This is a genomic window from Rhodococcus sp. NPDC057529 (assembly GCF_042802055.1).
Taxonomy (GTDB): Bacteria; Actinomycetota; Actinomycetes; order Mycobacteriales; family Mycobacteriaceae; genus Rhodococcus_F.
In genome coordinates, this window is record NZ_JBHVEY010000002.1 from 35,154 (window position 1) to 61,466 (window position 26,313).

The window sequence follows — 26,313 nt, forward strand, 5'->3', positions numbered from 1 at the left end:
AACTGGGGTCCCACCGACGAACTCGAACGGAGCCGTAACAGGTCACCCCTGTCACGCCGCCGCACACGGACACCACGCTGCGGCTACCTGCCGGGTCGCGCACCGCACACGAGGAAAGGTACGACCGTGACCACCACGTCGATCGACTTCATCTCCGCCCGTACCGTCTTCGACGCTCTCAGCCCTGCCGGGGCCGTCCGAGCGCTCGAAGAGGCGCTGCGCGCGGGATTCGATCCGGCCACGGACTTTCAGCGCAGCATCCTCGACGTCGCACACGGTCAGCTGCTGGTCATGCCGTCCCAGTCTCCGACCGGCGTCGGTGTCAAGATCGCCACCGTCGCCCCCGGCAACCCCGCTCGCGGACTGGCCCGCATCCAGGCCGTCTACGTGCTCTTCGACGCAGAAACCCTCACCCCGCGGGCGCTGTTAGACGGAACCGCCCTGACCACGCTGCGCACACCGGCCGTCTCGATCGCCGCCGTCAAACCCGCCCTGCTGCGCGGCTCGGCGCCGCTGCACGTGACCGTGTTCGGCGCCGGACCGCAGGGCACCGGCCACGTCGAGACCATCACCGCCGTCGTCCGCGGCACCCGAACCGTCGCCTCGGTCACCTACGTCCTGCGCAGCCCGGTCGACGCGATCGGGCTGCCCGGAACCAATCCTCGGGTGGTGCGGGCCGGCTCACCTGAGGCCGACGACGCGGTCCGCCGCGCCGACGTCATCGTCTGCGCGACCGGATCCGGAGAGCCACTGTTCGACTCCCGCACCAGCAAGGACGACGTCATCGTCATCGCCGTCGGCTCCCACGACGCCGACCGCCGCGAGGTCGACGCCGCCCTGTGTGCGCGCGCCCAGGTCGTCGTCGAGGATGTCGACACCGCACTGCGTGAGGGCGGCGACGTCATCATGGCCATCGCCGAATCCGCTCTGACCGCGGACACGGTGATCCCGATGAAAGACGTCGTCCGCGGTGATGTCGAGCTCCGCGGCGATCGCGCCGTCTTCTTCAAGAGCTCCGGCATGTCCTGGGAAGACGTGGTGGTCGCCGAGGCCGTCGCCGCCGAGCTCGCCCACTGACCGACCGGACCGCTCCGAGGAGAACCACCATGACCCTGACCGTCGCCGCCGGGACCGCGCACGACTACGCCCTCGAGCTGCTGCGGGCCGACGTCGGCTCCGGGTTCACCATCGCGGTGAACCCACCCGCCGACACCCGGCTCACCTCGTCGACCGAAACCACCAACGGGACCCTGACTGCGGTGGAACTTACGTACGGCACCTCCGGACCGGTCGCCCGCATCCGCACCGGCTTCCGCTCCAGCACAGATTCGCCACCGGAACTGCCCACCACGGCGCTGGCCCGGTTCGTCCTCGACAACACCCCGGACGTGCCCTGGGACGAGCAGGCCGGGTTCGTCGAGGACCTGCAACTGGCCCTGGCCCGGGTGCCGCGCTTCGAATCCCCCGTGCTGCTCGACGGCACCGCCCGGCAAAGTCAGCTCACCGTCTTCGGCGGCTACAGCATGCATCATCTGGCGTTGCGCGAGCGCACCATCACCCTGATCACCGCCTACCCTCGGCGCGGCGAACTGGCGCTGCAGACCACCTGACGCACCCTGCGCCGACGTCGTCACCTGGCTGAACGAACCCGGCATCGACGACTCTGCCTGACCTCGACTTTCGAAAGGACATCATGGCCACCATCGCCGGAACCGATCCCCGCACCGGAACCACCCTCGACCCTGTCGCCGACACCACCACGCCCGAGCAGGTAGACCAGCTCGCTACTGCAGCGGCGGCCGCATTCACCGAGCTGCGCCGTCTCGGCCGCGGATTCCGGGCCGAATTGCTCGACGCCCTCGCGGCCGCGGTCGAATCGCGCCGCGACGACCTGATCGCCACCGCCTCGCGCGAGACCGGCTTCAACGACACCAAACTCGGCGGTGAGCTGACCCGAACCGTCTTCCAGTTCCGGTTCTTCGCCGACGTCGTCCGTGACGGCGGCTACCTGGAGGCGACGATCGACCCGGCCGCCGACACCGGCATGGGACCGCGCCCGGACCTGCGCCGACTGCTGGTGCCGGTAGGCCCGGTCGCCGTCTTCGGGGCCAGCAACTTCCCGTTCGCCTTCTCCGTCCTCGGCGGCGACACCGCCTCGGCCGTCGCCGCGGGCTCGCCGGTGATCGTCAAGGCCCACGGATCGCACCCGGCCACCTCACTGCTGTCCTTCGAGATCCTGCGCGACGCCGCCACGGCCGCCGGCGCACCCGCGGGCACCTTCGGCATCGTCTTCGGCACCCAGGGCGGCGCCGACCTGGTGGCACACGAGGCCATCACGGCCGTCGGGTTCACCGGGTCGCTCTCCGGCGGCAAGGCCCTGCTCGAGATCATCAACGCCCGCCCGGAACCGATCCCGTTCTACGGCGAGCTGAGCAGTATCAACCCGGTGATCGTGACCGCCGCCGCGGCCGCCGAGCGCGGTGAGGACATCGGCCGCGGACTGATCGCCTCGATCACCGTCGGATCCGGTCAGCTGTGCACCAAACCCGGCCTGGTCCTGGTGCCCACCGGTCCCGACGGGGACCGGCTCGTCGCCGCCGCCCGCGCGGCCGTGGCCGAGGTGCCCGCCCAGATCCTGCTCAACAAGCGCATCTTCGACTCCTACACCACCGACACCGACACGCTCGGCACCCGCGGCGAAATCACCCACGCCACCGCCGGGCACCCCGCCGAGGCCGGGTACGCGGTGGCCTCGAAGCTGTTCGAGACCGATGTCGACGACCTCACCACTGGGCTGGTCGACGAGATCTTCGGCCCCGTCACCGTCGTGGTCCGCTACGACGCCGGATCGGCAACCAAGGACGTCACCCGCGCCCTGGACACGCTCCACCACGCGCTGACCGCCACCCTGCACATCGGATCCGGCGAGACGGAGCTGGCCGGCCAGCTGCTCGCCGTCGTCGAACCGCGCGCCGGCCGAGTGATCTTCAACGGCTTCCCCACCGGTGTCGCGGTCTCCTGGGCGCAGACGCACGGCGGACCGTGGCCCTCGACCAACTCGATCCACACCTCCGTCGGCGCCACCGCCATCCGCCGGTTCCTGCGACCGGTCACCTTCCAGGACGCCCCGGAAGCGGTACTGCCCGAAGAACTGCGCGACGGCTTCACCCAGATCCCCCGCCGCATCGACGGGGTCCTGCAGGCCGCGCACTGACCGAGCCTCACAGACAAAACTGACCCGCGGCGGCGCCGGACATCCCCAGGGGTGCCCGGCGCCGCCGTCGTTGCCGACCCCGCCCACCACAGGGCCTACGGGTTCTGCACCGGATCCGTTGCCGACGAGGCAGTCACGCGCCGCGGGGACATGGGCCGCCGGGTGACCATCCACACCGCGGCCACCACCACCGCACACCCGGCGAGTTGGGCGGGGCCGGGGCGCTCACCGAGGACGACCATCGCGATCACGAGCGCCGTGACCGGCTGCGCGAGCAGCAACGTGGCCCCGACCTCGGCCGACAGCCGGGGCAGCGCCGCCCCGATCAGCACCCACCCGACGACCTGACTGGCCAGCGCCAGCGCCGCCAGCCAACCGAACGCCGCCCACCCGGGGGTGAGATCGATGGTGCCCCATAACGACCCGACGGCGGTGCCGACCACACCGGCGGCGACGGTGGAGACGAACACCTGTGAGGAAGCCCGGTGCGCCGCCCCGGCCCGGCCGCTGAGAAACAGGTAGACCCCGTAGGCGCCGCCCGCGGCCAGCGCCAGCACCGTGCCGAGCAGCAACTGGTCCCCGGCCCCACTACCGCCGAGCATGCCTCCAGCCAGGGCGACCCCGGCGAACAGGAACGGCACCGCCACCACGAATCGCATCGGCACCGGCTCGCGGAAGAACAGCCACGCCAGGATCGGCACGACGACCACCTGGACATTGGCCACGACGGTGGAGATACCGGCGCCGATCATCGAGATCGAGTGCGCCCACAACGCGAAGTCGGCACCGAGCATGGCCCCACCGAGGACCTGGCCCGCCAGCACCTTCAGCGAGATGCCGCCATGCCGGCGGAACTCCCGCCACGCCAGCACCCCCAGGAACGGAGCGGCGATGGCGCAGCGGAAGAACGTCGAGGTCGCCGGGCTCACCCCGGACAACTTGATCAAGCTTCCGGTCAGCGACGTCGCGGCCGCGCCCAGCAGCACAATCAACCTCGGATCGACGCCGTCCGCCAAGGGCAGGAATCGTGTGAAAATACCGGGACGCGAATGTAACTCCGTCGCATACATCAATTCTGCAAACTCCGAACAGGTAGGAAAGTCAATGGTTCTTCGGGTGTAGAACAGTGTGGGTATGGTCGCGCTCGCGCCGGTCCGGTCGAGACTCGACACGGTGCCGAAGTCGGAGCGGGCGAGATGACGATCGGGCCGGGAAGGTGTTCGTTGCAGCCCGCAACACCCGCCCGGCCCGATCGCCGCCGTCGCCGTGTCCTATCCGGTGAGCACACCGGACTTGATCACGGCGAGGACGCCGGTATCCGGTCTGGCCAGCACCCCGAGGTCGTCGTAGGGGTTTGCTCGGGTGAGCACGATATCGCCGTACGCCCCCTCGGCGAGCACCCCGAGTTCGCCTGCCCGGCGCAGCAACTCCGCCGCCGTCGTCGTGGCCGAGCGCACGATCGCCTGCGGCGACTGGACTTTCGCCCGCAACGCGAACTCCTCGGACTGACGCTCGTGCATCTCGCCGAGCAGATCCGTGCCGAAGGCGATCTTCACCCCCGCCCCATCGGCCAGCGCCAACGCCCGGAATCCGTCGTCGACCACCGACCGGATCTTCGTCAGCTGCCCGGGATCGAGTCCGAGGGTCTGCCCGTCCTCGACCTGGGCGACGTAGGTGGCCAGCGTCGGCACGTAGAACGCGTCGTGTGCCAAGAACAGCTCGATCGAGGTGTCGTCGAGGAGGTTGCCGTGTTCGATGGTGCGCACCCCGAACCTCAGACCCCGATTGACCGCGGCCGCGGTGTAGGCGTGGCCGGCGCAGTAGATGTTGGCGGCGTGCGCCTCGGCGACGATCGCGGTGAGTTCCTCGTCGGAGAACTGCAGGGAATCCACCCGGTCCGTCGGGCTCGCGCATCCGCCCGAGATCATGATCTTGATGTGGCTTGCGCCGCGCCGAATCTCGTCGCGCGCGGCCCGGCGGACCTCGGCAATGCCGTCGCACACCCGGCCGAGCACCGGCAACGCGTAATGCAGGTCGTGCACGTCGCGACCGGCCGGGCGCAGATCCCCGTGACCACCGGTCTGCGACAACGCCTTGCCGCCGAAGATGATCCGTGGTCCGGGCAGCAGTCCGTCGTCGACCGCCGCGGCGATGCCGAAGTCGGCGCCGCCCACATCGCGGACCGTGGTGAACCCCCGGGCCAGCATCCCGCGCAGGATGCCGGCCGCCTGCGCGGTGACGTAGGCGGGGGACATGTCGGCGACCGCACCGAGTGAGGCGGTGACGGCATTGACGTGCACGTGGCAGTCGATCAGGCCGGGCAGCGCGAACGCCCCGGTGCCGTCGAATTCCCCGGGCAGGATCGGTGTGTTGTCGTCGGCTCCGATGTCGGTGATCCGGCCCGTCACGATGCGGATCCGCTGATCAGCGATCACGGTGGCGTCGGCGGGGTGCACCGCCGAGACGTGTCGGATGGTCAGGTCTTTCGTGGGGGTGGTCATCGGCCGATCAACTCCTTCTTGCGTTCGTCCGACAGTGGCCATTCGAGGACCCTCGCCCCGACGTGGACACGGATGTCGGCGGTCTCGGTGGTCAGGGCGGGCATCTCTTCGCCGACCCGGCGACCCTGAGGGGTGGTCGAATGCCAGATCAGTGCCTCGAGGTCGTCCCACCGCTGGACCGACATGATGACCAGGGGGTCTTCGATGTCCCGGTAGAACTCGTAGAAGTCACAGCCGGGCTCGGCCCTGGTGGCTGGGATGACGTCGGTGAACAACGCCAGCGCAGTGTCGACGGTCTCGGGGCGGAATCGCATCCGCGCGGTACAGGTGATCATCACTGGCTCCTTACCGGTTGACGGTGTTCTGGCCGATCGACTCGAGGGATTTTCCGGTGGTGCGCTGTCCGAAGACGGCGACCACCGTCGCGCCGAGGGCGAGCAGTACGAGCAGCATCACGAACACCCCGGCGAAGCCGACGCTGCCGTAGGAGAAGCCGATCGCGATCGGCGCGATGATGCCGCCGATGCGCCCGACCGCCGAGGCCACTCCCAGGCCGGTGGTGCGGATCATGGTCGGGTAGATCTCCGAGGTGTAGGAGTACTCGAGGGCGGCATTGCCGTTCATGAAGAACGACAACAGCATTCCCCAGACCACGATGGAGGTGGCGGAGTCGGCGAACGCCATGCCCGTGGCGGCGGCCGCTGCTCCGGACAGGTACAGCACGATCGCCCACTTGCGCTCCATCATCTCGCTGACCCACGCGGCCGAGAAGTACCCGGGGGTTTGCGCGATGTAGATCAAGATCGCGAACATGAAGCTCTTCGAGATGTCGAAACCGCGCTCCACCAGTAACGACGGAATCCAGGTGAAGAAGCCGTAGAAGGTGAAGATCGCCACGAACCAGTAAATCCACGCGGTGAAGGTGGTCTTGCGCAGGCCGCCGCGGAAGAGCGCCTTCAGGTTGTCGGCGACGTTTCCGGCGGAGACGACCACGTCCGGGTCGGGAGCCGTCGCGGGCGGCGGCGGCAGCGGCTTGCCGGTGCGCGCCTGCACGTCCTCCTCGATGGCGGTGACGATCGCCGCCGCTTCCTCCTTGCGGCCGTGCACGTGCAGGAACCGCGGGGACTCGGGCAGGCTGCGCCGCCACCACAGCACCAGCAGGATCGGGACCGCGGTGATCAGCTGCACGTACCGCCACCCGTGATCGAACTCGCTGACGATGAAGTAGCCCAGCAACGCGGCCATGATGTAGCCGAACGAGAAGAACGCGGCCAGCGAACCGATGTACCGGCCGCGCAGGCGGGAGGGGACGAACTCCGACAGGTAGGGGGCGATGATCGCGCTCTCGGCTCCGGTGCCGATGCCGGCGACCACCCGGGCGCCGAACAGCACCCAGAAATTGGGGGAGAACGCGGCGATGACGCTGGCGATGCAATAGATGATCAGCGCGGTCACCATGACCTTCTTGCGGCCGATCTTGTCGCCGAGGATGCCGGCACCGAGAGCGCCGATGAGGAATCCGATCAGCAGGCTGCTACCGAGGATTCCGGTCAGCCCGGTCGACAGTCCCCATTCCTCGCGCACCGACGGGAGGATGAACGCGACGATCGCGCCGTCCATCGCATCGAAGGTGTAGCCGAGACCGCCGGCGAAGAGCAGTTTGTAGTGAAACCGGGACAGGGGCAGCCGATCGAGTCGAGCCGCCAGTTCACCGGATGACATCGTGGCACGCTTCGACTGCGCGCCGACCGATGGTGTGGTTTCCATGTGTTTCTCCAACCTCAGGGGTCGCCCAATGGCACCGATACAATGTCACACATCACATTGTTTGAGGTGAAAACTAGGCAACTTCCGTGAAGGGTCTGGATAATGTGACGTGTGACATGGTACTCCTAGGAATGGGAGGTGTGGAAGGGCGGATCGGCTGCGTACCCGGCCTCGGGAAGCGCTGGTCGAGATCGCCCGCCGCCGCACCATCCACCCCTCGCAGGCGGCCCCGGCACGGTCCTACCCCAGGCATCGGCGCCGAGAACCGTCATGTCCCCGCGCACACCACCGGATGTGCCACACCCCGAGGAAGACCATGACGCCATCGCACACCCCACCCGACATCGCCCTCGGTGACTTCGAGCAGTCCGACGCCCACCTACAGAGAAAAATCGGTCTGTGGCAGCTGATCGCCATCGCGGTCACCGTGCAGATCGGAGCGTCCTGGCTGCTCGCGCCGCTGGCCACCGCCGGCCTTGCCGGCCCCGCCGCCGTCGTCACCTGGATCTTCGGCGGCCTGATCTTCACGATCATGGCCATCCCGTGGCTCGAGGCCTCGACCGCGCTGCCCCGTACGGGCATCAGCGTGCGGGGCCCGCAATTCACCCACGGCTCCCTGCTGAGCTGGATGAACGGGTGGGGATACATGATTGCGTGCATCACCCTCCCGCCGATCGAGGCGCTCGCCGCACTGACCTACCTCGGCGGGCAGTTCCCCGGGCTGGGACTGCTGCACGTCGTCGACGGTGTCACCATGCTCACCTGGCCCAACGGGATCCTCGCCGCGGTCCTGCTGATCGCAGTCTTCTTCCTGCTCAACGTCTTCGGCGTGAAAGTGCTGGCGAAGACCAGCGCCTGGTTGTCGCTGTGGAAGATCGTCATCCCGATCGTCGTGGCCATCCTGCTGTTCTTCTCGTTCAAGTCGGAGAATTTCACCGACTTCGGCGGCTTCGCGCCCTACGGGGGATCGTCGATCTTCCACGCCATGACTGCCGGCGGCGTCGTGTTCGCCTTCAACGCCATTCGCGTCATCGCCGACTTCGGCGGTGAGTCCGCGAACCCCCGCAAACACCTGCCGATCGCCATCGTTGTGGGCGGCCTGTTGATTCCGCTGGTGATCTACCTCGCCCTGCAGGTCGGGTTCCTCGGAGCGATGGACTGGACGAGCCTGGGCCTGACGCCCGGCGACTGGCAGGGGCTGAGCGAAAGCAACTGGGCCGCATCCCCACTGGTCGACGCCCTCGCGGTGGCCGGCTTCGCCTGGTTCGGGACCATCCTGCTCATGGACGCGGTCGCCGCCCCCGCGGTGACCGGTCTGACCTTCGCCGGAATCTCCGGCCGCACCACCTACGCCAACTCCGTCAACGGCGCGCTCCCGACGATCTTCCAGCGCCTCAACCGCTTCGGCGTGCCCTGGGTGTCGATGCTCCTGTGCCTGATCGTCAGCCTGCTGTTCCTCTTCCCGGCCCCGAGCTGGTACCAGATGGTCGGCCTGGTCTCCACTGCCCTGATCGTCAGCTACCTGATCGGCAGCCCGCTGGTGATGGTGCTGCGCCGCACCGCCCCCGACCTGACCCGGCCGATCCGGCTGCCCGCCGCCGGACTGCTGTGCGGACTCGCGCACGCCGCATCCCTGCTGGTGATCTACTTCGCCGGCTGGTGGACCCTGACCAACCTGCTCACCATCTTCTTCTTCGCCCTGCCCATCGCCGCCGCCTACATCGGACCCCGCCTCGGCTGGTTCAGTCACACGGTCGGCTACACCATCGCGATCGTCTTCACCACCGCCTGGATCACGCTGGCCTGGGCCGGCGGATGGATCCTCACCGTCGGCACCACCAAACGGGAAGGCACCCTCGGCGACTGGACGTTCATCACCCTGTTCGTCGCCGCCGTCCTCCTCACCCTCCTGGTCATGTGGATCGCCGGCAACGCCGACGGCAAGCGGCAAGTCGCCGCCGCGGTATGGATGCCGGTCTCCCTGCTGTTCGCCATGATCGCCGCCTACCTCACCGACACCACCAACGGACACGAGAAGATCCTCGGCGACCTCTGGACCGCGCTGCTCGTCGTCGCCGCCGGTCTCGTCAGCGCAGTCTGGGCCACCCGCAGCGGTTTCGAGACCGAGGAGATCCTCGCCGTGCTGCGCTCGGAGAAGGAACTCGCCGCAGGTCGCGAGCACGGTGACGAATCGCTGCAAGAGCAGAAGGTCTGACGTGGCGGCGGGACCGCACGCACTGTCGATGTCCGTACTGATGACCCCCGACATGAGCAACTTCTCCGGAAACGTTCACGGCGGAGCGCTACTCAAACTGCTCGATCAGGTCGCCTACGCCTGCGCGAGCAAGTACGCGCGGTCCTACGTGGTGACCATCTCGGTCGACCGAGTCATCTTCCGCGAGCCCATCCACGTCGGTGAACTGGTCACCTTCTCGGCCTCGGTGAACTACACCGGCCGCACCTCCATGGAGGTCGGCATCCGGGTCGAGACCGAGAACATCAACACCGGAAACACCCGGCACACCAACAGTTCCTACTTCACCATGGTGGCCGTCGACGAGCAGGGCCGGCCCACCGCTGTCCCGGAACTGGTTCCCGCCGACGATGTCGCACACCAGCGCTACCAATCGGCCCGCCGCCGACGCCGGGCGTTCCGAGATCTCGCCGCCCACCAGCAACCCAAGGACGCACTCGGGGCCGATCCCGCACCGGTCTGACAGCTGCTCTTGCCGGTGACTGCCCCCGCCCACCCTCCGGAGGGGCGGGGGCAGTCACACGGAGAAATGTCGCATGCCACACCGCACGCATAATGCCATGTAACATTGCATTGCTCCTGGTATGATCAGCAGAACGAAATCACGTGGGAAACGCACCCGTGCACCCCACCGATCTGCATGCGTCGAGCGACGCCCACCGGTCAATCAGGAGGAAGCATGTCCACGAGCATTTCAGCTCCTGTTCTGGCCGCGTTCGCACCTCGACGCAACATGCGAGAAGAGATCATCGAAACCCTCCGGGGTGCCGTCATCTCCGGTGAACTCCGACCCGGGCAGGTCCATTCCGCGCCGGTGCTTGCAGAGCAATTCGGTGTCTCGCCCACTCCGGTTCGCGAGGCCATGATCGACCTCGCCAAGGAAGGTCTGATCGAAGTCGTCCGTAACAAGGGCTTCCGGGTGCGGGAGCTCTCCGAGGAAGAACTCGACAACCTGACTGCATTGCGCCGGTTGATCGAGGTCCCGACTGTGCGACGAATCGCCGAGGTCGGCGCCCCCACGGAGGCGCTCGAGGCATTGCGGCCCCTGGCGCTCGGCATCGAGAAGGCCGCGGTCGAGGGTGACCTCATCGCGCACGTCACCATCGATCTCGAATTCCACTCCGGACTGCTCGCGCTGTCCGGAAACCCGCAGTTGGTCGAAACCGTTCGATCGTTGCGCGCCCGCTCCCGGATCTACGGTCTCAAAACCCTCGCCGAACGCGGCGACCTGATTCCCTCCTCCCATGAACACGCGGAACTTCTCGACCTGATCGCCGCCCACGATGCCGACGGCGCCGAAGATCTCATGCGCCGGCACATCGGGCATGTACGCGGAATCTGGGCCGACAAGGACTCCGACCCCACCTGAGAAGCGGATACGGCGGCGACCGTTCACGGCACCGCCGGCGCGAGGTCCTTCCCGGCCGACAGTAGGCTGCGGACGTGCAAGCGCGCTGGAAGACCGCTCCGACCCCGGACGCAATCGAGCCGGACCGTGCCTTCGGGCGATTCGACGGGGGGATGCCGTGAACAATGCTGGTTCCATGCGTGCACAAGGCGCGGCGCGCGCACGAAAGCCCACGATGGACGACGTCGCTGCACGGGCGGGAGTGTCCCGCACCCTGGTCTCGTTCGTGATGCGTGGAAAGCCCGGAGCGGGGGAGGAAACACGCCGGCGCGTGCTGGAGGTCGCTGCGGAACTCGGGTACAAACCGGACAGTGCGGCACGATTGCTGGCCCGCGGACGCAGTCGAACGCTGGGGGTGCTGCTCGACGTCCAGCAGCCATTCCAGGCCGAGCTGGTCACGAGGATCTACCCGGTCGCGAAGGCGGCGGGGTACGAGGTGCTGTTGTCGGCGAGCGCACCGGGGCGCAACGAGGTCGAGGCGATCGAATCGATGCTCAGTCATCGGTGCGAAGGTCTGATCCTCCTGGGGCCGAGTTCGGGCCAGGAGTACCTCGACGAACTCGAGGACCGCGCCGTCGTGGTGGTGGTGGGAAAGCCGATGCGGCCGAGCGTATTCGACACCGTGCGCAGTGCCGACGACAGCGGTATCCGGCAGTCGGTCGATCATCTCGCCGACCTCGGGCACCGCGTCATCCATCACATCGGCGGAGGCTCGTCGCCGGGCGCGGCCGCGCGAAGCGACGCCTACGTCGCGGCGATGTACGAGCGTGGCCTGGCGGAGTTCACTCGGGTGATTCCGGGACTCCACACCGAGGCCGCGGGAGTGGCGGCGGGACGCCTGATGCTCGAGGTGGGTGTCCTTCCGACCGCAGTCCTGGCGGGTAACGACCGGTGTGCGCTGGGACTGATGGACTCCCTGGACCGGGCGGGTGTCGACGTCCCCCGTGACGTGTCGGTCGTGGGTTACGACGACAGCGAGATCGCGCATCTGTCGCGCATCGACCTGACCACGGTTCGTCAGGACGTCGATCAGCTGGCCGAGAACGCGGTCGACTTCGCGGTGCGGCGGCTCGAGGACGACACCGCGGCCGCTACCGATGTCGTCGTCGAACCGCGGTTGATCGTGCGGGGGAGCACCGGACGTGCCCGGTCCGCTCAGCGCGAGCGCGCTCTCCGTCGGCGCGTTCTCGAGCGATGAGGCGCCGGGCCTGTCGTCGACCGCAGGCTGAGGCGTGGCCGGAGGACCACCGATACGGGTTCGGTCCGTCCGTCGTCGAGCCGTTCCAGCACGGCCGCCACCGCCCGCCTGGCCTGTTCGCGCGGATCCTGGCTCACCGACGTCAACGCGATGTGCGTCAATTGCGCCAGCTGGGAGTCGTCGTATCCGGTGATCGACATGTCGCCCGGAACGTCGATCCCGTCCTTCTGGATCGCGTCCAGCAGTCCGATCGCGCAGCGGTCGTTGACGCACACCACAGCGGACGGTAGCTCGTCGCGATCCAGCAGCGCCGCGGTGGCGGCGCCCGCCATTTCGGTGAAGCCGCTGACGACGATCTGCGGTTCCAGCCCGTGGCGGTTCATCGCCCGGGTGTAGCCGGATGCCCGGTCCGCGCCGATCGCGCCACTGCCCGAAGCATGGATGATGTCTGTGTGTCCCAGTGCGACAAGGTGATCGACGATCATCCCGACTCCTCGACCGTCGGCGGTCCGAATCGTATCGACGGTCGTCCCGGGTAGGCGGCGCCCCACGCTGACCACCGGCGCGCGTTCGTCGATCGCGCGGAGCATGGCGGCGTCGAGTTGCGGTCCGAGCAGGACGAGCGCTTCGCATTGGAACTCGAGCAGCATGTCGACGGCCCGGGCCTGGGTGCGTGTGGCGGTCACGGGTCCGAGCACCACGTCGTATCCGGCTCGTTCCGCGTCGTCGACGAGAAAGTCGACCAACTCCGTGTGGAACGAGTTTCCGATCTCGGCCATGACGCCGATCAGTCTGGTGCGGCGCAGGGACAGGAGGGCGGCGGCACGGTTGTGGCGGTAGCCGAGCTCGTCGGCTATCTCCGTCACGCGGTTCCGAGTGGCTTCGCTGGGGCCGGCGACGTTGCGGAAGACCATCGACACCAGCGCTTTCGAGACGCCGGCGCGATCGGCGATGTCCTGCATCGTCGTTCGTCGTGGGGTGCGCTCGTCGATGGTCGATCTCCTTGTTCGTGCCGCTCCGGTGATTCATTTCGTCACGGGCTTGACCGCGGGGTGTGATGTGGCCGATAGTAGGCTACTGAAGCGCTTAAGTAGACCGATCTAACCACACCCGTTTCGTGGGCACATCGTCCTACCGGCGCCCGGTGATCGATCAGTTCAGTGCAACCGCGACGAAGGAAGAAATGATGAAGCTCGGCGTCTACAACGCGATCCTTCACGACAAGAGCCTGCCCGAGGCCCTGGAGACCATCGCGTCCCTCGGTCTGGAGGGCATCGAGATCAACTCGGGCGGATTCCTGCCTCCCGTCCACATCCCGGTGGCCGATCTGCTGTCCGGCAGAGTCGCTCCCGCCGAGTACCTCGCCGTGTTCGAGGGAACGGGCGTGTCGATCGCCGGCCTGAACTGCAACGGCAACCCGCTGCATCCCGATCCCGAGGTCGGCCCGGAAGACGCCGACGACCTGCGTAACTCCATCAAGGTCGCCGGACTGCTCGGCATCGACCGGGTCGTCACCATGTCGGGTCTGCCCGCCGCACATGCCGGCGGTCAGTGGCCGGCCTGGCACGTCAATACCTGGGACTCGGGCTACCTCGATTCGCAGGACTACCAGTGGGACGAGGTCGCGGTCCCGTTCTGGACGGAGATCGACGCGCTCGCCCGGGAGAACGGCGTCAAGGTCGCCATCGAGATGCACCCCCAGAATCTCGTGTTCAACCCGCCGACGATGAAGCGCCTGGTCGACAAGATCGGTGCCACCAATGTCGGCGCCGAGATGGACCCGTCGCACCTGTTCTGGCAGGGCATCGACCCCGTGAAGGCGATCGAGTGGCTCGGCCCGCTCGTCTACCATGCGGCAGCGAAGGACACTCGCATCAACGAGAACTGCGAGATCTACGGAGTCCTCGACGATCGCTTCACGCGCATTCCCGCGGACCAGAATCCGACCGGGCTCGGCGGCAAGCACGTCGTCAACAAGTGGCCCGAGGACTCGGCGTGGGACTTCGTCGCCGTCGGCAACGGACACGACGTGGACTTCTGGAGTCGCTTCCTCACCGCCCTGTACAAGGTCGATCCCGACATGGCCGTCAACATCGAGCACGAGGACACCGCATACAGCGCACTCGAGGGACTGCGGATCGCGACCGACACCCTCTTGGCGGCCAAGAAGTCGGCCGGAATCTGACGAAGGGGAGGGCGACGGTGACAATCGGCTGGGCGACATACCCGTACGACGGCCGCGTGGTGGTGGTGACCGGGGCCGGATCGGGCATCGGCCGGCAGATCGCCGTCGCATTCCTCGAGCAGGGCGCGACAGTCTGTCTGCTGGGGCGCTCGCCCGAGGCGCTCCACGACACGGTTGCGCGGTTCCCTGCCGACCGCAGCCTGGTGGTCCCGACCGATGTGACCGTGCAGGCCGAGGTCGACCGCGCTGTTCGGTCGATACTCGACCGTTTCGGCCGGATCGACGTCGTGGTGAACAATGCCGGGCTGAGCGAGCCGAGTGGCATCGACGAATTCGACCACCAGGCATGGGAACGAATGTGCTCGGTCAACCTCGACGGGTTCATCCATGTCGCACGCGCGACGGTGCCGGCACTGGAGACCACGGCCGGCAACCTGATCGCGATCTCGTCGGTTGCGGGACTCGGTGGCGACTGGGGCCAGTTCGCTTACAACGCAACCAAAGGCGGCGTCAACACCATGGTGCAGAGTCTGGCGTTGGACCTCGGTGGCCGGGGGATACGAGTCAATGCGATCGCCCCCGGTTTCATCGCAACCAAACAGACCCGGTCCCGACTCGACGACGTCGAGTTCTCGAACGCGTTGATGAACCGCGTGCCGATGGACCGCGCGGGTGTGCCGGAAGATGTTGCACGACTGGCGTTGTACCTCGCCGGCCCGGATGCGGGCTACATCACGGGCGCGATCATCCCCGTCGACGGCGGCATCACCGCGTCATCGGGGACTCCACGTCCCCTGCGGCCGATTCGGTACCAATAGCGGTCATGCCACTCGGGGGTGCGACGAATGTTCACCGACTTGTCGCCCCCCGGTCGACGTGGCGCCGGTCTGCCGACATCGTCGCGGACGATGCTGCGGATATGAGCGCACTGCGTCCGGTTCACGTCGTTCTCGCCGAGCAGGGATCGGTCACCACCGAGCAGCAGGCAATGGCGTACGTGATGGAGGGATTGGTCCTCGTCAACGGATTGCCGGTGCAGAATCCGCGGCGGCTCGTCGGCCCCGACGATTCGGTCGCACTCGATCAGTACCTGTGCACCACAGTGTTCTGAGAACTACCGATCGCGCGCTTCGGCGAGTGCGGTGGTGCGCTGGTCGATCCAGGTGCGCATGGACTCGACCTTCTCCCGCAGTGCGTCGGCGGTGAGGCCGTCACTGGTCGGGATGGACGCCGAGACGGTGTCGAGCAGTTCGAGGGCGCGGCCGCTGCCGTACATCTCTTCGTACAAATCCCAGTACGCGGCCTGGTAGCTCGCGTCGAACGCGTCGGAGGCCAGGAACCGTGTCTTCAGGGAGTTCCCCATTCCGGCCGGCGACCTCGCCGGATCGTTGCCGGCACCCGGACCGCGTCCCATGCCGCCCATCGTGACGGCCTGGTCCGGCCCGGTGGTCGCGTCACCGTTCATGGCCAGGTTCAGGTCCCAGGAGATGACGGAGATCTTCTCGGTGTCCAGGTCGTACCAGAGGTAGTAGTTCTGACCGGGGCCGGACATGTCGTCGCCGTTGACGAGCAGGTTCTGCGTGGCCAGGTAGCGGGCGAAGGAGTCGACATCGACCCAGTCGCCGAGGTGGGCGTCGAACTCCTCGTCGTCGGCCGAGTCCAACCATTTCAGGAAGTTGATGATGGGCTGGACGTCGCCGGTGCCGGCGGCGTTGAGTTGCTTGAACTGGTCGGTGTAGTCGGCCTGATCGTCACCGACGTAGGTGAATCGGGAGTTGGCGTCTGCCTTGTACAGGTACCCGTCGGAGTCGAACAGCGAGTTCGCGTACGACTCGTCCGGGTGCTCGAGCACCAGACGCGTCGCGGTGGCCCTGTCCCCGATCGAGTACACGGTGTAGGCGTAGCGCTGCGACGGCTGCCCGGTCTCCGCGGTCAACGACAACGCCATCGCCTCGTTGAGGACCGGGGTGCCCGGGCGCACGGACAGTTCGGTCATGCCCTGGTATGCGCGGCCTTCGGCGTTCCTGTCGAAGCTGATCAGCAACGGCAGAGACGTCGGATCGTCCTCGGAGATCGCGGTCATCCCGCCCATGGCGGCCGCCGGATCGAATCCTTCGGGCAACTGCCCGTCCTGCGGCATCTCCATCCCCTCGGGTGGTTGCATTCCACCGGGCGGGCCGGCGCCGTCCCCGCGGAGGCCCATCAACGTCGAATTGCCTTTGAGTCTCACCTCGGCATCGGTGATGGTGGTGCCGTCGATGGTGATCGTGGCGTTCACCCACTTCTTCTCGCCGTTGTCCCGGTAGGCGGAGATCATCTCGTCGTACTCGGCGTCGGTGATGTCGATCGTCAACTCGTGACCGACGGTGCTGTCGAACAGATCAACGGTGCCGGTGATGTTCTCGGTGATCTCCGAGGCGATGACGGTGGCATCACCGGTGATGTAGGGGTGAATTCGGTTGGCGCCGAACACCGTCGCCATGAAGGTGACGAACGCGACGAACACCGCGGCCAGCTTCCAGTGTTGGCGCAGCGACGTCGGGATCCGGTGCCGGAGTCGGCGCTTCGGTGGTCCGGCGGCGGCGGTGGTCGTCTCGTCCATCAGATGTCCGTCTGGTCGTATCCGGTCAGGACGGTCACACGCTGACCCGTGTTGACTCCGCTGAGGGCGGAGATCAACTCGGTGGGTTTCTTGTTCTTCTTCAGCTGCGCTGTGTAGTACAGCTCGTTGAGCGCCCCGGACCTCACCGCTTCGGTCGAGACCAATTCGAACTCGGTGCAGTACTCGATCAGCACATCCTCGACGAGGGAGGTGTACTCCTGCTCCGGCGGAACCTGGACCTTGACCACCTGACGCTGCACGTCGAGCTTGAACCAGTTGAACTTGTACATGATCAGCATCACCAGGCAGATCGCGACGGTCGCGGCGATCGCCAGCACGTAGAAGCGGGTGCCGGTGGTCATGCCGATCGCCATCACCAGGAAGATGAACCCGACGTCGCGGGTTTCCTTGATGGCGTTGCGGAATCGGATCACCGACAGGGCCCCGACCAGGGCGAATGCGCGGGCGATGTTGGAGCCGACCACCAGCATGATCAGGGTGATGATCATGCCGCACAGCACCAGAGTCTGCACGTAGGACTGACTGTAGGAGACGTTCTTGTGGGTGTACCGGTACACCCACGCGATGATGGCCGAGAGGACGAACGACAACGACAACGACACGATGATGTCGAACGTCGTGAACGTCCCGCTCAGATCCTGCAGGTCGAAGTTCATTGTGATCCTGTTTCGATAGAGGTGAAGGCACTCCGGCCCGCCCTGGGCGGAGGCACCTGGAAGGTCAGCGCCCCGCCGGGGCCTGATCGTTCAGGAGTTCGGCAGGCGCACGATCGTCGAAGCCATCCGGCAGCACCAGCTCGGGTGCCCCCATCCGCGACCGCGGGGCCAGCCCGAACGCCTCGACGGACTGGCAGTACTTCGACACCCGGATGACCGACATGTCCAGGCGCGCAGTCAGGTCCGTCGCCCAGTACGGCACCCGCTCGTTGGCCTTGAGTTCGACGACGGCCAGCTTCGGCGGAATGCTGAACCGGTTCGGTGCACCGGAGGCGAAGTGGAAGTCCCGGTCGCGCCCGTGCACCTTGTGGTCGATCGTCACCCGCAAACCCAGGTCGGCGTCACGGCCGACGAAGGCCTCCCGCAGATACCCTGTCGTCACCACCGGCCGCAGGTCGAGGTTGCCGATCATTGTCGTCACCTCGTTGACGAAGGAGCGCTGCGTCGGATGGCAGTCGATCTCCTGCCGGCCGTTGAGCCACCGCTGCGCCTGACCGTAGGGCAGGGCGATCCGCCGCTTCTGCGTCACGCGATTGACTCGCTGCTTGATCTCGATCTGCACCGGAGTCTCGTCCGTGCAGTCGGCCGGCGATCCGTACAGCCGCAACCGCAGCTTCCGCCGGAACTTCAACCCCTCGATCTTCTCCCAATAGAAACGCAGATCCGGGGTGTCGTAATACAGCGAGGTCACCGGGTATCCCCCGTGCGGAGAGTAGGGGTCGGCGTCCATCCGCGCCGCCAGTTCCCGACGCAGCTCGGGCACCTCCAGCTCGTCGACGAAGTACTTGATCTCGTACCGGTTGAACGCATGCAGCCTACTGGCGGTCTGCTGATAACCGGTCGGAGTCGTGGGGACGTCGTCGGGTCGATGACTGCTCTCCGCCGACGGTCTGCGGAAACGCTCGAACACACCCATGAAGCCGCCCCTCTACCCTCTGCGCACCACTCGGGTGAACTCTGCATGAACGGCATCAGTTCACCCGACTAACCTCGAGGAACAATGCACTGAACCTGGCAAGTAGCTGGCAAAGGGTAGGTAAAGTCCGCGCTGGTTGTCGCGGCGCGAGGCGGAGTGGACCGCTACGGCGCCGCCGCAGGGAAGGCGCCGGGTGCGGGGTGGCCGGTCACGTACAGGCCGGGGATGCCGATGCTGCCTCCGGCGGCGGTGATGTCCATCAGTGAGTTCAGGACGGTGGCGGGTTGCTCCCGGTCCGCTTCGGCGCCATGTCCTTTGGCCTCGAAGCCGACGGCGTCGACGTCGACGGTCTGGCAGCCGAACGAGCGGGCTTGTGCGAGCCGGTCGGCGTTCATGTCGGCCACGATGACCACGGCGGCCCCGAGCAGCTGGGCGGCGACCGCTGCGGCGAGACCGACGGGTCCGGCGCCCGCGATGTAGACGGTCGACCCCGGACGGACCCCGGCGGTCACGGCGCCGTGGAATCCGGTGGGGAAGATGTCCGACAACATGGTCAGGTCGAGAATCTTCTCCATCGCTTGATCGCGGTCGGGAAATTTCAGCAGGTTGAAGTCGGCGTAGGGGACCATGACGTACTCGGCCTGACCGCCGACCCAACCACCCATGTCGACGTATCCGTACGCCGACCCGGGCCGGTCGGGGTTCACATTCAGGCAGATCCCGATCCTGCCGAACTTGCAGTTGCGACAGCGTCCGCAGGCGATGTCGAACGGCACCGAGCACAGGTCGCCGATCTCGACGAATTCGACATCGCGGCCGACTTCCACGACTTCGCCGGTGATTTCGTGGCCGAGGACCAGACCCTCGGGGGCAGTGGTGCGGCCGCGGACCTCGACCGTGCCGGGGCCGATGTAGGTGACTGCTCGGTTCGACGCCACTGCCGTGTTCCTTCGTTCGGGATCCGAGGGAGACGGTGGTGTATCAGTGGGCCGCGGGGCCCAGGCGGACGATGCGGCCGCCGATCATCCATTCGGTCAGGTAAAGGGCATCGTCGCGGACGGTGATGCCGTGCGGGCTGTTGAACGATCCGTCGCGGAGTCGGGGTGCGACGGTCTGCCCGGTGTCGTCGATGCGGTTGGGCCAGCCGGGTTCGTTCCGGTCACGCGGAGACGACCCGATGTGACCGAGGTAGTCGTCACCGTCGAATATGGCCAGTGCGCCGAACAATTCGGTGACGACGAGGTGTCCACGGTAGTCGACCATGCTGGACGGGCTGTCGACCACGTCGGCGGCGAGGGTGCGCAGGTAGGTGCCGTCGAGACCGAAGACGACGATGCGGCGGTTCGATCGGTCGGCGACGTAGAGCCTTTTCTCGGTGCCCTCGGACCGGATCAGGATGCCGTGCGGGCAGTCGAAGCGTGTCCCCGACTCGGTGCCGTCGACAGTGGCGAGCAGGACGCCGTCCGCCGAGTAGCGGTGGATCAGGCTCTGCCCGTAGCCGTCGGCGACCCAGATGTCGCTGCCGGGGTCGTCCGCGTCGACGAGGGCGACGGAGGTCGGGCTCCACGGCCGGGAGGCGTCGGGGTCGTCGAGTTCGCGCACCACGTGTCCGTCGAGGTCGAGAGCGACCACCCTTCCGGGCGCGTGGATTTCACCGTAGTCCGGGGTGTCGTGGACGAAGCGGTGCCCGTTGTCGGCGGCCCACACCACGAGTGCGCCGTCCGTGGTGTTCGCGACGGTGAGGCAGTGCATCTCCGTCAGGGCAGTGGTGATGCGCGTGCTGTCTCCGCTGTCGTCGATGCGGATCAGGTCGCGGCCCTCGGGATGGGCGACCAGCAGCGAGCCGTCGGGAAGGGCGGCGATGCCCGAATGGAGCCAGCCGGTGCCGCCGTCGTGCCCGGTGGGCACTCGGGTCCAGCGGAGTGGGGTGTCACCGATGGCGAGTGCGGTGAGGTCGAGGCGGGTGCGCAGCGGGGTCGGCAAGAGAATGGTCCTCCGGTGTCGGGGCGGTGGGTGTCAGCGCAGGAACTGTTTGAGGTTGACCGTCGGGTCGGCGAGCGCCACCGGGTCGGCGACGACCCGCCTCGCGATGGCCATGTCGGCCAGGCGGATGTCCCTGGCCACGCTGTTTCCGATGCCGACGGCGGCCGCCGAGACGAGTCGGCCCGTGGTGTCGAGCCCGTAGCGGATGCTGACCCCGTCGGGACGGGACCGCACGACCTCGGCGGCGGCCTCGGCCGGCAGCCCGGCGACCTGCAGGCTGAGATCGTATTGATCGGACCAGAACCAGGGGACTGCGTCGTAGGTCCGGTCGCCGCCGACCATGTTGTGGGCGGCGACGACGGCCTGGTCCTGGGCGTTGCGCCAGGCCTCGAGGCGGATCCGGCGGCCGTCGTAGAGAGGGTGGGGGAAGGAGCAGCAGTCGCCTGCGGCGAAAATCCGCGGGTCCGACGTGGTGAGGCGATGATCGACCACGATGCCGTTGTCGACCTGCAGTCCCGTCTTGTCGGCGAGCGCCGTCTCGGGAACGGCGCCGATGCCGACCACGAGGACATCGGAGGTGATGAGGTCGCCGTCGCCGAGCGTGACGGTGGTGCCGGTCTCGGACTCGGTGATCTCGGTGAGGGTGACGCCGCACCGGACCGTGACCCCGGCCTCGACATGTCGGGCGTGGACGCGGTCGGCGACCTGCGCGGGCACCGCACGGCCGAGGAGGCGGTCGGCGACCTCGAGGACGGTGACCGCGCAGCCGAGGGAGCGTGCGGCGGCAGCGAGTTCGAGCCCGATGAAGCCGCCACCGATAACCGTCACCCGGTCGGCCGAGCGGAGCCCGGCACGCAGCCGGAGGGCGTCGTCGTGGGTGCGGAGGGTGTGGGCCCGGTCGAAGCCGGCGGCCATCGGCAGCTTCCGTGGCGTCGCCCCGGTGGCCAGCAGCACACGTTCGTAGTCGATGCGCCCGCCATCGGCGAGAACGACTTCTCGGTGGTCGCGGTCGAGGTCGGTGACCTCGACGCCGGTGCGATGCACGATGTCGAGGTCCCGCAGCGCGGCCTCGTCGTAGATGGACACCGGCACCGGGTCGAGGTCCGCGAGCAGGGTCGCCTTGGACAACGGTGGCCGCTCGTACGGCAGGTGCCTTTCGGCGCCGATCAATTCGATCCGGCCGTCCCACCCGGCCTCACGCAACGCGGCAGCGGCCCGGGCGCCGCATTCGCCGGCGCCGACGATCACCATGGCGCGCATGTCAGCCGATTCCGATGTGGACGGTGTCGGAGTCGTCGACCTTGACCGGGTAGGTGCGCAGGTTCTCGATCACCGGTGCGCCCTGCGCTGTGCCGGTCGCGTAGTCGAAACGGCCGTTGTGTTTGGGGCATTCGATGGTCTTTCCCATGACGAGGCCGTCGCAGAGGAGTTCGCGTTCGTGGGTGCAGTAGCCGTCCGTGGCGAAGAACTCGTCATCGGCGGAGCGGTAGATGGCGTACTGGGTGCCGGCGTGCTCGAACGGGACGATGTCCTCGGTGTCGATGTCGTCGGCCTGGCAGGCGGGGATCCAGTTCATGATGGTGAGGCCTTTCGTGCGGAAGACGGAGCGTTCTCGGGGTGGGCGTGGGTCACACGGCGACGGCGCGATCCTCGGCGGGCGCGGGGGTCGGCTCGTTGTACGGCGCGGCTCCTTCGGGAAGTTCGCGGCGTACGTAGTACGTCTGGTCTTTCAGCTGCGCGAGGACGGCCGGGATGATCTCCTTGTACGCCGCCCACATCGACGGGTACGGCTCGGCGCAGTCGTCCTTGATTTCCTCGTGCAGTTCGGCGAGCCGATGCGACGGAATCATCGGGAACATGTGGTGCTCGACGTGATAGTTCATGTTGCAGTACAGGAAACGGTTCAGTCGGTTCATGTAGACGGTGCGGGTGTTGAGCCGGTGATCGAGGACGTTCTCGCCGAGGCCGGCGTGCTGGGTGAGGCTGTACACCCAGAGCATGGAGGCGCCGTAGGCGCGAGGCAGTCCGATCAGCAGCGCGGGAACGATCGAACCGGTCGCGACACAGCCGGCGGCGGTTGCACCGTAGATGCCGAGCCAGATCCGGGCCGTGCGGTACACCTTGGGTCGCTCGGACTCGGGCACGAATGTTTCCTCCTCCTCGTCCAGCCGCCCGGCCGCCCGCGTCACCATCTGCTTGAATGCGGTCGGCACGTCGATGAGCCCGATCATGTTGGCCGCGATTCGCGCCAGCCGAGCCGGCCGCATCGCCACGATCTCCGGATCCCGCCCGACGACGAGGGTGTCGGTGTGATGGCGGGTGTGACTCCAACGCCACACCGTCGGGTCCTTCATCATCATGAACGATGCGATCTGGTACACCGCGTCGTTCTTCCATCGGGTGGCGAAGAATGTGCCATGACCGGCTTCGTGCCACCGTGCGTCCGATGCCGAGCCGTACAGGACCCCGTACGCGGCCAGCGCAGGCACGGCGGCCCATTTCTTGCCCTTCGACCAGGCCAGCGCGCCTGCCACGCCGGTGACGGCGAGTGAGCCCAGCCAGAGAGCGGTGTCCTTGGTGGCCGGCTCGTCCGAACGGCGCATCAGTTCCTTCATCCGCTTACGCGGGATCGCACTGCGAAACCAGTTGCCGCCGGACAGTCCTTCCTCGACGGCCTTCTGCCCCTCCGGGCCGGTCAGATCGTAGCGGGCTAGACGTTCGGTCCCCATGGGACGACCACCTCTGCTTTCCAGTCTCTCGCCGCGAGAGCCTCGCGGGCCTGTCGCGAACGGTGCGGTGAGGCGCATCACTAGAGCGCTCTAGAACAGAGAGTAGAAAGTCGATGTGGTGATGTCAACCGCTGGCGGGGTAACTCAGGCGCGGGCGGGGCCGGTGGTTGCCCGCACCATCAATATGGGCTCGAGGACCTGTTCGCGTTCGTCGATCCTCGCGCCCTCCACGCGGGTGATGGCCCGGTCGATCGCGAGTTTGGCCATGCGCCGCGGGTCCTGCGCCACGGTGGTGAGGCGGATGTGCGGGAGCTTGGAGACGGCGCTGTTGTCCCATCCGATGATCGAGATATCTTGGGGCACTCGATATCCTGCATGCATGAAGGCCTCGAGAATCGAGACCGCCACCTCGTCGTTGAAGGCCACCACCGCGGTGGGCAGCTCGGGATCGTCGAGAAGTGTCCGGGCGGCCGTGTAGCCCTCGAGCTGCGTGAGGCCACCGGATAGGACCCGGGATTCGTCGGCGAGGCCCTGGGTGCGCATGGCTGTCAGGAATCCGTCGCGCCGGGAGTCCGCGACGGCGCCCTCGCCACCGTCGACGTGCACGATCCGTCGGTGCCCACGCTGGACGAGATGCTCGACGGCCATCGTCATGCCGTCGGCGTCCGAGGTGCGGACGACGTCGACGTCCGGGTCGTCGACGTGCCAGCCGACCACGACGAGCGGTACCTTTCCCGCGAGCACGGGCTTGGGCGTGGCCGGGCCGAGCATGATCAGTGCGTCGAACCGGAAATCCTGCAGGCTCTCCACCGCGCGATTCTCGTCGCGGCTCTGCGTGAGTGCGCTGAGGATCAGCTCGTAGCCGCGGTCCGCGGCCGCCGTGTACAGGCCGTCGAGGACGTCGAAATGGAACGTGCCGCTCATTCCGAAGACGGTCCCGATCAGCTTCGATCGGCTCCTGGCCAGCATCTGGGCGCGCACGTCGGGCCGGTAGCCGAGCTCGTCCGCGGCCCGCATCACCCGCTCGCGTGTCGCTGCGCTGGCGCCGGGAGCGTCGCGGATGACGATGGAGACAAGTGCTCGCGAGACACCGGCACGGGCTGCGACGTCCGACAGCGTCGCACGCCTTTTCGGGAGGGCCGCTTCTCCACCTCTGGTGCTCACCGCACGCCTCCCGTCCGAATCGTGAACTGCTCGGGAATCGATCCTACGGCGACCCCGCGACCGCCCGAGGGGGTGAGCGCCGTGGCCGGGATCCGAAGAATTTGCGGATGTGCCCTTGATCACGCCGCTAGAGCGATCTAGTGTTCTGGATCACCCGTTGAATGTGCGTATGTCAGGACATGACATCGCCTCCCTCCCGGTTACTGCCACTTCGTCGAAGGACTACGCAATGGCCATCCAGAACACCACCACCCCCGGTACGGAGCAGCCACCCACGGCGCGCGCCGGCAGGAGGTTCCTCACGAAACTCACCGTCATCTCCACGCTCGGCGGCCTGCTGTTCGGTTACGACACCGGCGTGATCTCCGGGGCGCTCCTGTACATGCGCGACGACCTGGGCATGACCAGCGTCCAGGAAGCCGCGGTGGTCAGCGCCCTGCTGTTCCCCGGGGCGGCGTTCGGCGCCGTCTTCGGTGGCCGCGTCGCAGACCGGCTGGGCCGGAAGTCCAGTCTCGTACTCTGCGCGGTCATCTTCCTGGTCGGCGCGCTCGGGTGCGCCCTCGCGCCGAACGTGACCATCATGATTCTCGCCCGCATCGTCCTCGGATTCGCGGTGGGCAGCGCTTCGGTGACGTGCCCGCTCTACCTCGCCGAGACAGCCCCTGTGGATCGGCGCGGCCGCATGGTCACGATCAACGAGCTGATGATCGTCACCGGGCAGTTCCTGGCGTTCGTGATCAACGCGGTGCTCGACCAGTTGATCGACCATGCATCGGTGTGGCGGTACATGCTCGCCGTTGCCGCGATCCCCGCCGTCGCCCTGTTCGTCGGCATGCTCACGCTCCCCGATTCGCCGCGCTGGTACGCAGTCCGCGGTCGCCTCGACGCGGCGCACAGCGCCCTGCGCAAGAGCCGGAGCGCCGCCGAAGCCGACGCCGAATACGCCGAGATCGTTGCCGCCGCCCAGGAGGACGTCCGTGAAGACAAGGGCGCCGCACTCCGCGACCTGCGTGCCTACCCGTGGATGCGCAAAATCCTCTACATCGGAATCGGTCTCGCCGTCGTGCAGCAGGCCACCGGCATCAACACCGTCAACTACTACGCTCCGACCATCCTGGAGAACAGTGGGCTCACCGCCTCCGCTGCCCTCGTCGCCACCGTGGCCATCGGCGTCACCCTCGTGGTCACCACCGTCCTCGGAATCTGGCTGCTGGGCTTCGTCCCACGTCGCCGCATGCTTCTGATCGGCTTCACCGGTGTCACGCTCGCCCAGGGTGCCCTGGCCCTGGTGTTCCTGCTCCCCGAATCCACCGTTCGCAGTTACGTCATCCTCGCGGCGATGATGCTGTTCGTCGGTTTCATGGCCACCTTCATCGGCACCTGCGTCTGGCTCCTGCTCTCGGAGATCTTCCCGATGGCCATCCGCGGATTCGCCATGGGCGTAGCGGTATTCGTGCTCTGGACCACCAATGCCGGCATCTCGTTCCTGTTCCCGATCATCGAGCGGGCACTCGGCGGGAGCGGCACATTCGGTCTGTTCGTTCTCGTCAACCTCGTCTCGCTCGCCTTTGTCGCACGCTACGTCCCCGAAACCAAGGGACGTAGCCTCGAAGAGCTCGAGAGCGAGTTCCGTCACGGCGCCGCTGCTCGATGAC

24 protein-coding genes and 1 pseudogene are annotated in these 26,313 nt (G+C 67.2%); 11 read left to right on the forward strand and 14 right to left on the reverse strand.

Annotated elements, in window-relative coordinates; translation table 11 throughout:
- The first annotated feature begins 126 nt into the window (after nt 1-126).
- From ACFU5V_RS03325 to ACFU5V_RS03335, 3 genes are all read left to right on the forward strand, one after another.
- The gene (locus ACFU5V_RS03325) at nt 127-1,077 is read left to right on the forward strand and encodes an ornithine cyclodeaminase family protein (protein ID WP_378696832.1); all 951 of its coding nucleotides are present in this window, start codon (nt 127-129) and stop codon (nt 1,075-1,077) included.
- 29 nt (nt 1,078-1,106) lie between these two features.
- Nucleotides 1,107-1,610, forward strand: coding sequence for a hypothetical protein (locus ACFU5V_RS03330; RefSeq protein WP_378696834.1), 504 nt, complete (start codon nt 1,107-1,109; stop codon nt 1,608-1,610).
- An 83-nt stretch (nt 1,611-1,693) separates the two neighbouring features.
- The gene (locus tag ACFU5V_RS03335; protein WP_378696835.1) at nt 1,694-3,214 is read left to right on the forward strand and encodes an aldehyde dehydrogenase (NADP(+)); all 1,521 of its coding nucleotides are present in this window, start codon (nt 1,694-1,696) and stop codon (nt 3,212-3,214) included.
- A gap of 95 nt (nt 3,215-3,309) precedes the next feature.
- On the opposite strand, the gene ACFU5V_RS03340 is transcribed toward ACFU5V_RS03335, so the two are convergent.
- From ACFU5V_RS03340 to ACFU5V_RS03355, 4 genes are all read right to left on the reverse strand, one after another.
- Complete coding sequence (locus ACFU5V_RS03340; RefSeq protein WP_378696837.1) at nt 3,310-4,230, reverse strand: DMT family transporter; 921 nt, start codon at nt 4,228-4,230, stop codon at nt 3,310-3,312.
- A 255-nt stretch (nt 4,231-4,485) separates the two neighbouring features.
- The gene (locus ACFU5V_RS03345) at nt 4,486-5,715 is read right to left on the reverse strand and encodes an amidohydrolase family protein (RefSeq protein ID WP_378696839.1); all 1,230 of its coding nucleotides are present in this window, start codon (nt 5,713-5,715) and stop codon (nt 4,486-4,488) included.
- A complete protein-coding gene (locus ACFU5V_RS03350; RefSeq protein WP_378696841.1) occupies nt 5,712-6,050 on the reverse strand; it encodes a putative quinol monooxygenase in 339 nt (112 codons plus the stop codon). The genes ACFU5V_RS03345 and ACFU5V_RS03350 overlap by 4 nt, the downstream gene beginning before the upstream one ends.
- 10 nt (nt 6,051-6,060) lie before the next feature.
- Entirely contained in the window at nt 6,061-7,482 is a 1,422-nt protein-coding gene (locus ACFU5V_RS03355; protein WP_378696843.1) for an MFS transporter, read from the reverse strand.
- Between the two features lie 316 nt (nt 7,483-7,798).
- Here ACFU5V_RS03355 and ACFU5V_RS03360 point away from each other — a divergent pair, with 316 nt between their 5' ends.
- The 4 genes from ACFU5V_RS03360 (at nt 7,799) to ACFU5V_RS03375 (ending at nt 12,342) form a co-directional block, all read left to right on the forward strand.
- Nucleotides 7,799-9,697 (forward strand): APC family permease, encoded by a 1,899-nt coding sequence (locus tag ACFU5V_RS03360; protein ID WP_378696845.1) that lies wholly within the window; start codon nt 7,799-7,801, stop codon nt 9,695-9,697.
- A gap of 28 nt (nt 9,698-9,725) precedes the next feature.
- Nucleotides 9,726-10,199, forward strand: a complete 474-nt coding sequence (locus ACFU5V_RS03365; RefSeq protein ID WP_378697559.1) for an acyl-CoA thioesterase — start codon at nt 9,726-9,728, stop codon at nt 10,197-10,199.
- A 216-nt stretch (nt 10,200-10,415) separates the two neighbouring features.
- Nucleotides 10,416-11,105, forward strand: a complete 690-nt coding sequence (locus ACFU5V_RS03370) for a GntR family transcriptional regulator (RefSeq protein ID WP_378696847.1) — start codon at nt 10,416-10,418, stop codon at nt 11,103-11,105.
- A gap of 175 nt (nt 11,106-11,280) precedes the next feature.
- The gene (locus tag ACFU5V_RS03375) at nt 11,281-12,342 is read left to right on the forward strand and encodes a LacI family DNA-binding transcriptional regulator (protein ID WP_378696849.1); all 1,062 of its coding nucleotides are present in this window, start codon (nt 11,281-11,283) and stop codon (nt 12,340-12,342) included.
- On the opposite strand, the gene ACFU5V_RS03380 is transcribed toward ACFU5V_RS03375, so the two are convergent.
- Nucleotides 12,300-13,304: a LacI family DNA-binding transcriptional regulator gene (locus ACFU5V_RS03380; protein WP_378696851.1), complete on the reverse strand. Its 1,005-nt coding sequence runs from the start codon at nt 13,302-13,304 to the stop codon at nt 12,300-12,302. The two genes, ACFU5V_RS03375 and ACFU5V_RS03380, sit on opposite strands and share 43 nt — an antisense overlap.
- Before the next feature lie 224 nt (nt 13,305-13,528).
- On the opposite strand from ACFU5V_RS03380, the gene ACFU5V_RS03385 reads away from it, so the two are divergent.
- From ACFU5V_RS03385 to ACFU5V_RS03395, 3 genes are all read left to right on the forward strand, one after another.
- Nucleotides 13,529-14,527 (forward strand): sugar phosphate isomerase/epimerase family protein, encoded by a 999-nt coding sequence (locus ACFU5V_RS03385; protein ID WP_378697561.1) that lies wholly within the window; start codon nt 13,529-13,531, stop codon nt 14,525-14,527.
- A 17-nt stretch (nt 14,528-14,544) separates the two neighbouring features.
- A complete protein-coding gene (locus ACFU5V_RS03390) occupies nt 14,545-15,345 on the forward strand; it encodes an SDR family NAD(P)-dependent oxidoreductase (protein ID WP_378696853.1) in 801 nt (266 codons plus the stop codon).
- A 101-nt stretch (nt 15,346-15,446) separates the two neighbouring features.
- Complete coding sequence (locus ACFU5V_RS03395) at nt 15,447-15,638, forward strand: S4 domain-containing protein (protein WP_378696855.1); 192 nt, start codon at nt 15,447-15,449, stop codon at nt 15,636-15,638.
- A gap of 3 nt (nt 15,639-15,641) precedes the next feature.
- On the opposite strand, the gene ACFU5V_RS03400 is transcribed toward ACFU5V_RS03395, so the two are convergent.
- The 9 genes and pseudogenes from ACFU5V_RS03400 to ACFU5V_RS03440 form a co-directional block, all read right to left on the reverse strand.
- On the reverse strand, nt 15,642-17,129 hold the full coding sequence (locus ACFU5V_RS03400) for a CotH kinase family protein (protein ID WP_378696857.1): 1,488 nt from the start codon (nt 17,127-17,129) through the stop codon (nt 15,642-15,644).
- Nucleotides 17,129-17,806 (reverse strand): DUF4956 domain-containing protein, encoded by a 678-nt coding sequence (locus tag ACFU5V_RS03405; protein WP_378434553.1) that lies wholly within the window; start codon nt 17,804-17,806, stop codon nt 17,129-17,131. The genes ACFU5V_RS03400 and ACFU5V_RS03405 overlap by 1 nt, the downstream gene beginning before the upstream one ends.
- Nucleotides 17,807-17,870: 64 nt before the next feature.
- Complete coding sequence (locus ACFU5V_RS03410; RefSeq protein ID WP_378696859.1) at nt 17,871-18,782, reverse strand: polyphosphate polymerase domain-containing protein; 912 nt, start codon at nt 18,780-18,782, stop codon at nt 17,871-17,873.
- Between the two features lie 170 nt (nt 18,783-18,952).
- Nucleotides 18,953-19,720 (reverse strand): annotated as a pseudogene (locus ACFU5V_RS03415) (alcohol dehydrogenase catalytic domain-containing protein); the annotation flags it as partial.
- Between the two features lie 43 nt (nt 19,721-19,763).
- The gene (locus ACFU5V_RS03420; protein WP_378434557.1) at nt 19,764-20,765 is read right to left on the reverse strand and encodes a hypothetical protein; all 1,002 of its coding nucleotides are present in this window, start codon (nt 20,763-20,765) and stop codon (nt 19,764-19,766) included.
- A gap of 33 nt (nt 20,766-20,798) precedes the next feature.
- Nucleotides 20,799-22,025: an NAD(P)/FAD-dependent oxidoreductase gene (locus ACFU5V_RS03425; protein ID WP_378696861.1), complete on the reverse strand. Its 1,227-nt coding sequence runs from the start codon at nt 22,023-22,025 to the stop codon at nt 20,799-20,801.
- Nucleotide 22,026: 1 nt separating this feature from the next.
- Nucleotides 22,027-22,341, reverse strand: coding sequence for a MocE family 2Fe-2S type ferredoxin (locus ACFU5V_RS03430; RefSeq protein ID WP_378434561.1), 315 nt, complete (start codon nt 22,339-22,341; stop codon nt 22,027-22,029).
- 52 nt (nt 22,342-22,393) lie between these two features.
- Entirely contained in the window at nt 22,394-23,494 is a 1,101-nt protein-coding gene (locus ACFU5V_RS03435) for a fatty acid desaturase family protein (RefSeq protein ID WP_378434563.1), read from the reverse strand.
- A 144-nt stretch (nt 23,495-23,638) separates the two neighbouring features.
- Nucleotides 23,639-24,658: a LacI family DNA-binding transcriptional regulator gene (locus ACFU5V_RS03440; protein WP_378696863.1), complete on the reverse strand. Its 1,020-nt coding sequence runs from the start codon at nt 24,656-24,658 to the stop codon at nt 23,639-23,641.
- Nucleotides 24,659-24,887: 229 nt separating this feature from the next.
- Between ACFU5V_RS03440 and ACFU5V_RS03445 the strand changes: the two genes are divergently transcribed.
- Complete coding sequence (locus ACFU5V_RS03445) at nt 24,888-26,312, forward strand: sugar porter family MFS transporter (RefSeq protein ID WP_378696865.1); 1,425 nt, start codon at nt 24,888-24,890, stop codon at nt 26,310-26,312.
- Nucleotide 26,313: the final 1 nt, after the last annotated feature.

Bases quoted from the DNA above. Each gene is read 5' to 3' on its own strand.
- ACFU5V_RS03365 (WP_378697559.1), top strand. From the start codon at position 9,726: ATGTCCGTACTGATGACCCCCGACATGAGCAACTTCTCCGGAAACGTT.
- ACFU5V_RS03435 (WP_378434563.1), bottom strand. From the start codon at position 23,494: ATGGGGACCGAACGTCTAGCCCGCTACGATCTGACCGGCCCGGAGGGG.
- ACFU5V_RS03395 (WP_378696855.1), top strand. From the start codon at position 15,447: ATGAGCGCACTGCGTCCGGTTCACGTCGTTCTCGCCGAGCAGGGATCG.
- ACFU5V_RS03360 (WP_378696845.1), top strand. From the start codon at position 7,799: ATGACGCCATCGCACACCCCACCCGACATCGCCCTCGGTGACTTCGAG.
- ACFU5V_RS03430 (WP_378434561.1), bottom strand. From the start codon at position 22,341: ATGAACTGGATCCCCGCCTGCCAGGCCGACGACATCGACACCGAGGAC.
- ACFU5V_RS03345 (WP_378696839.1), bottom strand. From the start codon at position 5,715: ATGACCACCCCCACGAAAGACCTGACCATCCGACACGTCTCGGCGGTG.
- ACFU5V_RS03400 (WP_378696857.1), bottom strand. From the start codon at position 17,129: ATGGACGAGACGACCACCGCCGCCGCCGGACCACCGAAGCGCCGACTC.
- ACFU5V_RS03370 (WP_378696847.1), top strand. From the start codon at position 10,416: ATGTCCACGAGCATTTCAGCTCCTGTTCTGGCCGCGTTCGCACCTCGA.
- ACFU5V_RS03405 (WP_378434553.1), bottom strand. From the start codon at position 17,806: ATGAACTTCGACCTGCAGGATCTGAGCGGGACGTTCACGACGTTCGAC.
- ACFU5V_RS03425 (WP_378696861.1), bottom strand. From the start codon at position 22,025: ATGCGCGCCATGGTGATCGTCGGCGCCGGCGAATGCGGCGCCCGGGCC.
- ACFU5V_RS03385 (WP_378697561.1), top strand. From the start codon at position 13,529: ATGAAGCTCGGCGTCTACAACGCGATCCTTCACGACAAGAGCCTGCCC.
- ACFU5V_RS03350 (WP_378696841.1), bottom strand. From the start codon at position 6,050: ATGATCACCTGTACCGCGCGGATGCGATTCCGCCCCGAGACCGTCGAC.
- ACFU5V_RS03335 (WP_378696835.1), top strand. From the start codon at position 1,694: ATGGCCACCATCGCCGGAACCGATCCCCGCACCGGAACCACCCTCGAC.
- ACFU5V_RS03410 (WP_378696859.1), bottom strand. From the start codon at position 18,782: ATGGGTGTGTTCGAGCGTTTCCGCAGACCGTCGGCGGAGAGCAGTCAT.
- ACFU5V_RS03445 (WP_378696865.1), top strand. From the start codon at position 24,888: ATGGCCATCCAGAACACCACCACCCCCGGTACGGAGCAGCCACCCACG.
- ACFU5V_RS03380 (WP_378696851.1), bottom strand. From the start codon at position 13,304: ATGCAGGACATCGCCGATCGCGCCGGCGTCTCGAAAGCGCTGGTGTCG.
- ACFU5V_RS03375 (WP_378696849.1), top strand. From the start codon at position 11,281: ATGCGTGCACAAGGCGCGGCGCGCGCACGAAAGCCCACGATGGACGAC.
- ACFU5V_RS03330 (WP_378696834.1), top strand. From the start codon at position 1,107: ATGACCCTGACCGTCGCCGCCGGGACCGCGCACGACTACGCCCTCGAG.
- ACFU5V_RS03355 (WP_378696843.1), bottom strand. From the start codon at position 7,482: ATGGAAACCACACCATCGGTCGGCGCGCAGTCGAAGCGTGCCACGATG.